General features: G+C 34.8%; 6 protein-coding genes. 2 read left to right on the top strand and 4 right to left on the bottom strand.

Annotated elements, in window-relative coordinates:
• Positions 1-379: 379 nt before the first annotated feature.
• Positions 380-715, bottom strand: a complete 336-nt coding sequence (locus tag BABA_RS02420; protein ID WP_007083531.1) for a DUF6054 family protein — start codon at positions 713-715, stop codon at positions 380-382.
• 699 nt (positions 716-1,414) lie between these two features.
• On the opposite strand from BABA_RS02420, the gene BABA_RS02415 reads away from it, so the two are divergent.
• The gene (locus BABA_RS02415; RefSeq protein WP_007083530.1) at positions 1,415-2,314 is read left to right on the top strand and encodes an SDR family NAD(P)-dependent oxidoreductase; all 900 of its coding nucleotides are present in this window, start codon (positions 1,415-1,417) and stop codon (positions 2,312-2,314) included.
• A 36-nt stretch (positions 2,315-2,350) separates the two neighbouring features.
• Positions 2,351-2,962, top strand: coding sequence for a TetR/AcrR family transcriptional regulator (locus BABA_RS02410; protein WP_007083529.1), 612 nt, complete (start codon positions 2,351-2,353; stop codon positions 2,960-2,962).
• 217 nt (positions 2,963-3,179) lie between these two features.
• On the opposite strand, the gene BABA_RS02405 is transcribed toward BABA_RS02410, so the two are convergent.
• The 3 genes from BABA_RS02405 to BABA_RS25925 all read right to left on the bottom strand — a co-directional run bounded on the left by BABA_RS02405 (position 3,180) and on the right by BABA_RS25925 (position 8,494).
• A complete protein-coding gene (locus BABA_RS02405; protein ID WP_007083528.1) occupies positions 3,180-4,568 on the bottom strand; it encodes a PD-(D/E)XK nuclease family protein in 1,389 nt (462 codons plus the stop codon).
• A gap of 223 nt (positions 4,569-4,791) precedes the next feature.
• Positions 4,792-6,267, bottom strand: coding sequence for a DUF2357 domain-containing protein (locus tag BABA_RS02400; RefSeq protein WP_007083527.1), 1,476 nt, complete (start codon positions 6,265-6,267; stop codon positions 4,792-4,794).
• Positions 6,242-8,494: an McrB family protein gene (locus tag BABA_RS25925; protein ID WP_007083526.1), complete on the bottom strand. Its 2,253-nt coding sequence runs from the start codon at positions 8,492-8,494 to the stop codon at positions 6,242-6,244. Before BABA_RS25925 ends, BABA_RS02400 begins: the two co-directional genes overlap by 26 nt.
• Between the last annotated feature and the right edge of the window lie 376 nt (positions 8,495-8,870).

The following is an 8,870-nucleotide window of genomic DNA, read 5'->3' as shown; positions in this document are numbered from 1 at the left end:
TGTTCAAATCCCTCAATGTTGCCTGATTTTAATATCATCATTTTGTGCCACCCTTTCACCGCTGGTTTCCGTTTCCGGCACCTCTACGATATCGGGTTTTGCTGAGAGAATCGAATCGCTAAAATTCTAATTTGGCAGCGCTTTTTGAACGATAACCCTCATTTTTGCGTTCAAATCTGTAATTTGGCGCTGATTTTTGCATTTTTTGACGAATTTGATATCAATTTTAAGGAAGTCTTGTTAATAATGCCTTTCTGTAAAAATACCCAATCCATGGTATGAAATACAGGTTTCATTTTAATAATGAATACTTATTGGCAATAGTTTTTATATAAAAAACGTATTGCGAGGATACTGCGATTAGGAAAAAAATTAAGTATCATTCCATTTGTTCTATACTTTTTTCCACGATTGCCACCATATCATCTTCAGCACCAAGACTAAAGTTTAAAAAAACACCTTGTCCCCCACCAGCACCAATTGCTGAAATAAAAATATTACTGTTATAACCTACTACAGTAAGGCTCAAACTTGCTCTGTTTCCATTTCTCATAAAATATTTATCATAAACTCGAACTGCTATTTTAGTATCTCCAATCGTGTAGTTGCTTTCATCAACCAATTTCATACTTATTCCACTATTACCAATATTGTTTTGCAAGTGATTAACCACTTCCTCAAATTGACCAATGATTGTCTTTTCATACTTTGCCATGATTACTCATCCTCCCCAATAATAATCATTTAGCTATATTCGTCTTTACTATTTTTATTACTCTTTTATATTACCTTCTTTTTATTTTAAAAAAACGAAAAAACGATTCAGACCCCCATCGTGTTAAAACATTAGCACGTCGGGGGTCTGATCCTTGAGCATGATTCTTTTTGTTTTCTTAAATTCCCAAAAGTTTTTTTTTGTAATGAGTATCCCCCTAACTAAAGTTAGGGGTACCGAAAGAATAGGCTTTAATAGCCGCATTGTCTTTACGTGGGCTACTACAAGTCTCGCTAATACCTCAAGCTGAGGCCTTCAGCTTTGAAGTAATATTTAAAATAATGAAAGATAAAAAGGATATCATACGTTTCCGACCACTTATTGTCTTGCATCTTGTAATTTACCCTTATTTATTATCTATTTTTGAATGATAGATTATTAATTCGTGATTTTTAAAGCAAGAAATAATATCAAGATTTACATTATTTGTTTAGCAAGGGTTCTTCCTCACTTTTACCAAAAAATGTGTGGCATTTATGATACGGATCACCGCAATATATCAAAATGAGCTGTTTATAATTTAGCTGCTTTATATTTCATAAATAATATTTTAAAACTTATTGTTACAATTTAAAAAGTTGCGGCATATACTGTTTTAAAAATGAATGAATTGTTCATTCAAAAAAGGCGGCTAAAAAAATGACTGATATGATAACAAAAAAAGAATGGAACTTACAAGACAAATATGTATTGATTACAGGAGCGACAAGTGGGATTGGACTTGCGGCGGCAAAGGCCCTTGCCAGACGAAACGCAAATTTGGGTATTATCGCCAGAAATCAGAGTAAGGCGGAGGAAATTACAACTCTATTACGGATGCAAACAAAGAAATCAATTAAGATTGATATATTTATTGCTGATCTTTCCTCCCAAAAATCCATCCGAAAAGTTGCTGCGCAAATTCTTGAAAGGTGTCCAAGGATCGACGTTTTAGTGAATAATGCAGGCGCTTTATTCGATTCCTTTCAGAAAACCGAGGAAGGAGTGGAAATGACCTGGGCAGTTAACCACCTGGCTCCATTTCTTCTCACTTCCCTGCTCTTGGATCGTTTAAAAGAAAGTGAATCCGCACGTATTATCAATACGGCTTCACATGGTCATAAAATGGTAAAAGGAGGTTTTGAGTTTGATCATATGAATGGGGAGCGTCTCTATAGGGGGATGAAAAAGTTCCTAGGCGGCCCAACCATATGTTATGCACAAACGAAGCTGGCCAATATCCTATTTACAGCCGAATTAGCGCGTCGTCTAGAAGGATCAACTATCACTGTTTATTGTTTCGACCCGGGACTGGTAGCTACAAATTTCAATCAAAATAATGGAATGATGGCCAAGGCAACCATGGCTGTAATGAATCTTTTTTCCCGTACCCCGGAGAAGGGCGCAGACACCTTGGTATGGCTAGCTGAATTAAAGGATACCTCAAATCAGAGCGGCAAATATTTTGCCGATAGACAACAGAAGGCACCAACAGCATTAGCAACTGATAAAGAATTAGCAAAGAAACTTTGGAACATTAGTGAGGAACAAATTCAGTAAACATGTTTTGATTCATACCTTAGATATGAAACAAAAATGAAAGGGGTGAAAAAGATACATCCATTAAATGATCATCAACTGGACAAAATCCATGATAAACGAAGAGAGCAAATAAAGAATGCGGCTTTAAAAATATTTGCACGCCGCGGCCTTATTGGTACGAAAATGAGCATGATTGCTAAAGAGGCAGACATCAGCCAAGGGCTTTCCTATCGATATTACCAATCAAAGGATGAGCTTTTTATTGAACTTGTAAAGGATGCAATGGAAGAAACTGCTGAGGCATTTGCTTCATTGGAAAATATGGCTGGTTCTCCTTCAGAAAAAATTAAAGAATTAACCAAAAGAATGCTCGATACTCGTAATAGACATTCGTTTATGCTAATACAACAAGTACAAATTTCTGATGAAGTCCCTGACAAGGCAAAAGAAATTATTCAGCAATATCAAATTCCTTCTTTAATCGAGCAATTGATTTCTACTTTTAAAAATGGCCAGAAGTCCGGTGAATTTTGTAAAGGGGATCCCACTAAGCTTTTGATGCTCTACTTCTCGGTCATTTCCGGCTTAATGTTACTCCCTAATGAAGCAGAGGAGAATAATCAAGACATTGATATAGATATTCTAATGAAACTATTACGGAATTGATGAAACTGTTTATTTTATGTAAATGAAAAGTTAATGATTCTAGCAGAAATACGTCTACATGTATTTCTGCTTTTAAGGTATCTAAAAACAAATTTTTATATATTGTAATTCGACAAAATCTTAAAATACTCCTCTTAAGAAACAATAAACAAAACATACAAAAAAAGTGTATAGGCACCATCCAAATTTCTGGATAGTGCCTCGCACTTCTAATCATTTAGGAGTTTAGGTTAGAACTGACCTCACTGTTCTCTAGTAGCGGCATTTCTACCGCCACACCTAGATTTTTTAATAGTTTAGCAATGGTTTTCATACCACTTTCTGGATTGATTTTGGTTTCAATGTAGTAGGTCTCACCAGTTATAAGTGATTCATAGGTATGGATGGAAGCGAATTTTTTTCTGTTTTTATGGATTGGTTGGAATGCGATTGCATAACGGTTTCCTCTGTCTCCGCCACCAAGAATAAAGCCATCTTCTACAAGCTGACGTAGTGGAAGATTATGCTCTTCAATCCACTGTAAAGTTTGTTTCCAAAGTTCTGGAACGGATTTTCCATAAATAACCGTTTCTTCTCCCCCATAATGCATGACCATCTGGAGCTCGTCCCATCTTTTATAGATGTTTCTTTGAAATCCTGTTGAAAAATTCCATATCTCTTCGACATCGTTTTCCTCGTTAAGGATCCATCGTATGGTTCTAAAAACTTCACCGTACGTTTCATTTACTACAGTGCTAACATAGTTTCTTTCTTCACTGTCTTCTTCATTTGATATTTTTGTAATAGCTTTAAAAACATCCTCAAAGCGATCATAAATGGAGCGAACTAGGGTGCGTTCTTCTTCAATTGTAGCCAATTTTTCACGTTTACCTTTATAAGGCATTCGTAATGCATCTACATACTGCTGAATGATAGATTTGGCGTAAATACTTAAATCAGGATTTTCCAGGCAAGGCATTAGAACAATGTCTACTAATTGCTGATAATCGATGCCAAACCATTTTGAACTGCCAAACGTCGCTTCATTTGATTCTTTGATTTGGCTTTTAGGTACTAAACCGATAAGCAGGAAAGTTTCGTCTTTGAATTTCTCCTCAAATTTCCTTAAGTATTTATGGCATTGATTCACATCAACCCTTGCATATACCTTTTGCTCTACAGCAAGGATTAACTTTTTTACCTTACTTGGTTCTTTTTCATCGACGATATTTACCTTAAAAAAGACATCCAGCCTTCCTTTATCGTCGTTTTTTTCTGTTTCCTCGATTAATTCCAGCTCATCGATATCCAGTTTGTTAATATCCTTTTCAGCTATGACCTCAGGATTTCTAAATTGATTCACATTCAGCATCGCAATATCGGTAATATCGTCAATATTTTCATCTGCCGATTCGGCAACGGCCATTAAAAACCGCTGAAATGGATAATACCCAAGCATATGTCTTTCCGTCGGATCCAGAAGCCAGGATAAAAACCTTGAATGCCATGTTTCTAAATGGGTTGCACCCGCCACATGGAAGACATTCGGACGATCAATCAGGAATTTTAACGCGACAAAATCTTTATCCATCGTTAATTCATAGAGCATTCGTTTTAGTGATTTCAATATTGTTTCCCCCATTTTTTGAATAACTTGAATAACCTTTACCGGATCACCAAACCTTACTTTGTTTACTTCATTATTTGCCCAAAGTTTAATTTAGGATGTTTTTCCCTTCATATCTATCTCCGAATTGTTACAAAATACAATTCTGGATATTCCTAGCACTTTTAATGGTTTATCAAGAAAATAAACGATCCGTAAGTGATAAGTTATTTATTCCAATGTATCAATCCTTAAATAACTTTTCCAGTGTAATATGAAGGCTTTGATTTTCCCACCCAGGTTCAACCTTCAATGCTCCCATTTTGTATTTTTGATGATAATTTATACTGAAAATTTTAGATTCATTTTCAGTAGGACATAGAATATAAACAGCTTCAACTATTCTTTTTTCCGTTTCATTGTGCAAAATACCATCTCGGTATTGGTGCATTTCGGCTAGTGCATTCGTGAGATTCTGTCCTACGCGGTACTTCGGATCAAATATGACTAAATACTGATCACATTCTACGACAATATCTGGAATCATTTCTTGGGTATACGTATAATAAGGTAGCGTTCTTGAATTGAATCTTCGTTGATAATATACGAAACCACCGTTTTTCAATCTCATTTTACTCATATTGCCTTCTACTAAACTGAGGAAGTAAAGTTCATCCTTCTTTACAAATAAATCAGAAGTGTTTTCAAGCAACATATTTTCTCTCAAATATTTTATGATTTGAATGTAACACCATATTTCATAAATTTCATACGTGTTCTTCAACCCTATGGGATAGGACCAGTCAAAAGAATAATTCTTAAATTCATATAAAGAATAAAACCAATCAAACCAGTTTCGGTATAATGGATGCTTGCGAAAGGATTGAGTTATAAATTTTGATCCATGGTACGGTTTAATTTCTCTTAAAAAAGGTGATTTCAATGCATGATGTACCCAATCCAAATACTCTTCTGATTTCTCTTTGATAGGAGAATAATTCCAAGATACATATATATTTAGTAATCGCTTTAGTTCTAGTAATTGCCCTAACAAGACACGATTCTCATAACAATCAAAGGTTTCTTTTGATCGTAAAGTCATTACATTGTTCGGTAGCGTGTCATCTGTATATCCTTGCGAAGCGCCGTACCGGTCTAGCCAATTTATTGTACTTGGACTTATAGCCTTGATTTTTTCAGGCTTAAGATATTGTTTTTCCCTTTCTAGTCGTTTAAGAGGATACTTCTGAATTTGTAAGAACAATCTTTTTAATTGTGAGATATTGTTGTGAATATACGTCCACTGTAAATGGGAAGGTTCCCGACAATTCCCTGAAGCACTTACATCCGTTGAAAGTCCACTTAGATTAAAACAGATTTTTGCTTCGGTTAAGATGTCCACCAGCATGGATTGAAATTGAAGCTGTGTCATCTTCCTTTCATCTGGATAGACGTACTGTTCAATAATCCTTTGTTGATTATTTTTCATCAGAGATATCGTGATGGTTCCACTTTGGAAAGGAGTAGTAAACACTCCTTTCCAACCTTCTTTTCCTTTTACAAGTGGCAAAGGCATTCCTTGAATAGAAAGGGATACTTCACTGTTTTCAGAAATGATTAAATCATATTGACTAGCTTCTCTAAAATAAGCTTCTTCTAATTTCACCCATAACCCTAGGGTTTCGTCCCATAGTTTAACGCCAGAACTGGATTGCACCATAGCGTTCTAATTCCTTCCGCATTCGCTCTAAATGTCTAGTTGTTTCCCCTTTTTCACCAAAATGATGAGATGCCCATTCAAGCCAGTTCACTAACAACCCTTCTATCCTCTCATCTCCACGAATTTTTGGTAAAATTTTCTCTGCAATACTTCGGTCAACAGCTTCTTCAGAACCCATTTGATAAATCTCTGGCAACTCTTTATTCTTTTGTAATTTAGCTATTATTTCACTCAAAGTTCTGTAGCCGAAATGTAAATCATAATCTAACAGCATATTGTGACATTCTGTAAGTAGGCCCCATTCTTTACCTAATAATTGTTGAACCGCTACATCTTGTTTGTTCCAAAAACTTTCCAAATCCACATCTGATAATGTCATAACAAATGCTCGATCTAAAACCTTGTCAGAAATAGCATGGGTTGTTTCATCTACATTAATAGTCCCTATTAGATAAAAGTTAGGTGGAATCGATAATTCCTTCGGGATACCATCAAGGCTTTCCTCTGAATGGAGATAAATAGGTGTTTTGGACTCAACAGCACTTAAATAACCACTGAGATAATATTCTACTCTTGCAAGATTCATTTCATCTAGCACAACAAAATGAGGTTTATCCTGTTCATGATTCGCACATAGAAGCATATCTAAGAATTCTGTTTTCATATACCGCTTTTCAAATGAACTATAATACCCAAAGAGATTCGTGGCATCCATCCAATCAGGGCGTACCTGAATAATCCTCAAATAAGGGTTCACTTCTTCAGCCCCAATATTATAAACGGCATTTGCATATTGCTTACATAATTGTGTTTTCCCGGTACCTGAAATCCCGTTAAGAATAACAAAATGCTTATCATCTAAACTTGTTAAATTTAAGTGAAAATCACGAATAACTTCCATGGAATAGGTAAGAGAACTATCATGGATTGCATCCATGATAGCTTCGAGATTTAAGTCACTCTCATATACCTTGACGTCATTATCAGATTGTTCTAATTCGTTAAGAATGATATCAGTGTGAGAATTGGATACTTGAAAAACACCTCTAATTTTTGCAAATATAAGTGCAGCCTTGATAAGGCGAAGTTGTATGGTGTCGGTAGATTCAGTAAATTCCATTTTATTATTATCATAGGTGCCAACATAGAACTTCTTACCGTCCATCTCAAACCCTTCTTGTCTTAGTACCTCAATCAGTTTCGTTTGCAAACTTTCATTTTGCTCACTTGCATTTTGCATATGGAATGCTTTTGTTAAATATATTTGCTCTTTCTTATCCCCTTGTATGATTGATCTTACTTGAAAATACTTGAAATTATTTTTAAAAACGTTTATCCCGAAAGTTTCTCTAGCGTATAATTGATCTCTGGTTAAAAAGTCAAATGCACCTTTAGTAATCAATTGTTCATTTTGAAAAACAGAGAAGGTTTGTTGGAAAAAATATGTTTTTTCTTTATGGGTTGGGCCAATTTCTACTTGGTAAGTATTGTTAAATAAATCAATATTATAGTTTCCTTTACTATTTTTAAATAGTTCAAAGAAATGAATAGCCTGACGATGTATTGCTGCTTCTTCTTGGAGATAGTTAAATAAATCTTGAAGATCCTCATACATTACTTCCATTTGTTCAATAACCTGTTCAGTATTTATATGATCTTCCAATAGAATTATTTTCCCAAAACCAACATGTGGTCTTAATCTTTTTTTGTCATATTTAATCAGCTCATCGATAAAATGATTCTTTTCAATTAAAGAATCATCTTTCTGCAAATAGATATCAATACCTTCATTTAAATCCTGAATAATCTTTCGAAACGAATCTGCATTTCCTTTTTTTATCCCTACTTGTAATGGGTAAAAATCTGTATATGTATTTATTTTTAATCGTTTTTTAGCTAAATCTAATTCTAAGTTGAGCTTAGGCAAAAGCAGTTCATAGTAGGGTTCTACAAAATAACTTTCATCAACTAATTCTACGAACCCCCTTACACCATAATGCTGTTTTTTCTCGGCATATTTTGGGTTTTTTAAATCCGTAATAGTCGTCCTTAAAGTACTTTCATAACCTCGAACTGTGAATTTGTATAACTCAGGAAATCTTTTCCCAGCTCTTTCAATAAATTGATTTAGTAAGCCTCTTAAAAAAGGCTGAACCTCATCAAGAATTCCTTGATTTCTTTGAATTGCATCTGATTCATAAATTTCTTGTAGTAATTTTATATCCATTTTATGCCTCCCTTAAAGATAGACTTTCTACACATATGCCTATTTTACTAAATCATACTTAAACATCCTATTCTTTTACTTTCTTTACTTTAATCAAATTATGCTTTGGCTTAAAATGCTATAGAGTTTTTGTACTAACCAAACGATTGTTTAAAACTGCCCCCAGCATCAATTAATAGAGAATTTCTATATTTAAAATCCGGCAAAAGATGTTATCCCGAGGATACACAAAGACACTTCCTCTATTCCACCAACCAAAGTGTTCGATGAAGCAAAAGTACCGTCCCCTGCTTCACCCAACCATCCTCACACTTCCCCCATGCAGCCAATCCCACTCGAAGGTTTCACCATCAATCGTATAGAGAATTGGTTCATC

This window comes from Neobacillus bataviensis LMG 21833 (genome assembly GCF_000307875.1).
In the GTDB taxonomy this organism is placed as follows: Bacteria; Bacillota; Bacilli; order Bacillales; family Cytobacillaceae; genus Neobacillus; species Neobacillus bataviensis.
The sequence above is the reverse complement of the archived record's forward strand: the minus strand, read 5'-3'. Positions and strand labels throughout refer to the sequence as shown.

Excerpts from the sequence above, each read along its gene's own strand:
- BABA_RS02420 (WP_007083531.1), bottom strand. The coding sequence starts at position 715 with ATGGCAAAGTATGAAAAGACAATCATTGGTCAATTTGAGGAAGTGGTT.
- BABA_RS02415 (WP_007083530.1), top strand. The coding sequence starts at position 1,415 with ATGACTGATATGATAACAAAAAAAGAATGGAACTTACAAGACAAATAT.
- BABA_RS02410 (WP_007083529.1), top strand. The coding sequence starts at position 2,351 with ATGAAAGGGGTGAAAAAGATACATCCATTAAATGATCATCAACTGGAC.
- BABA_RS02400 (WP_007083527.1), bottom strand. The coding sequence starts at position 6,267 with ATGGTGCAATCCAGTTCTGGCGTTAAACTATGGGACGAAACCCTAGGG.
- BABA_RS25925 (WP_007083526.1), bottom strand. The coding sequence starts at position 8,494 with ATGGATATAAAATTACTACAAGAAATTTATGAATCAGATGCAATTCAA.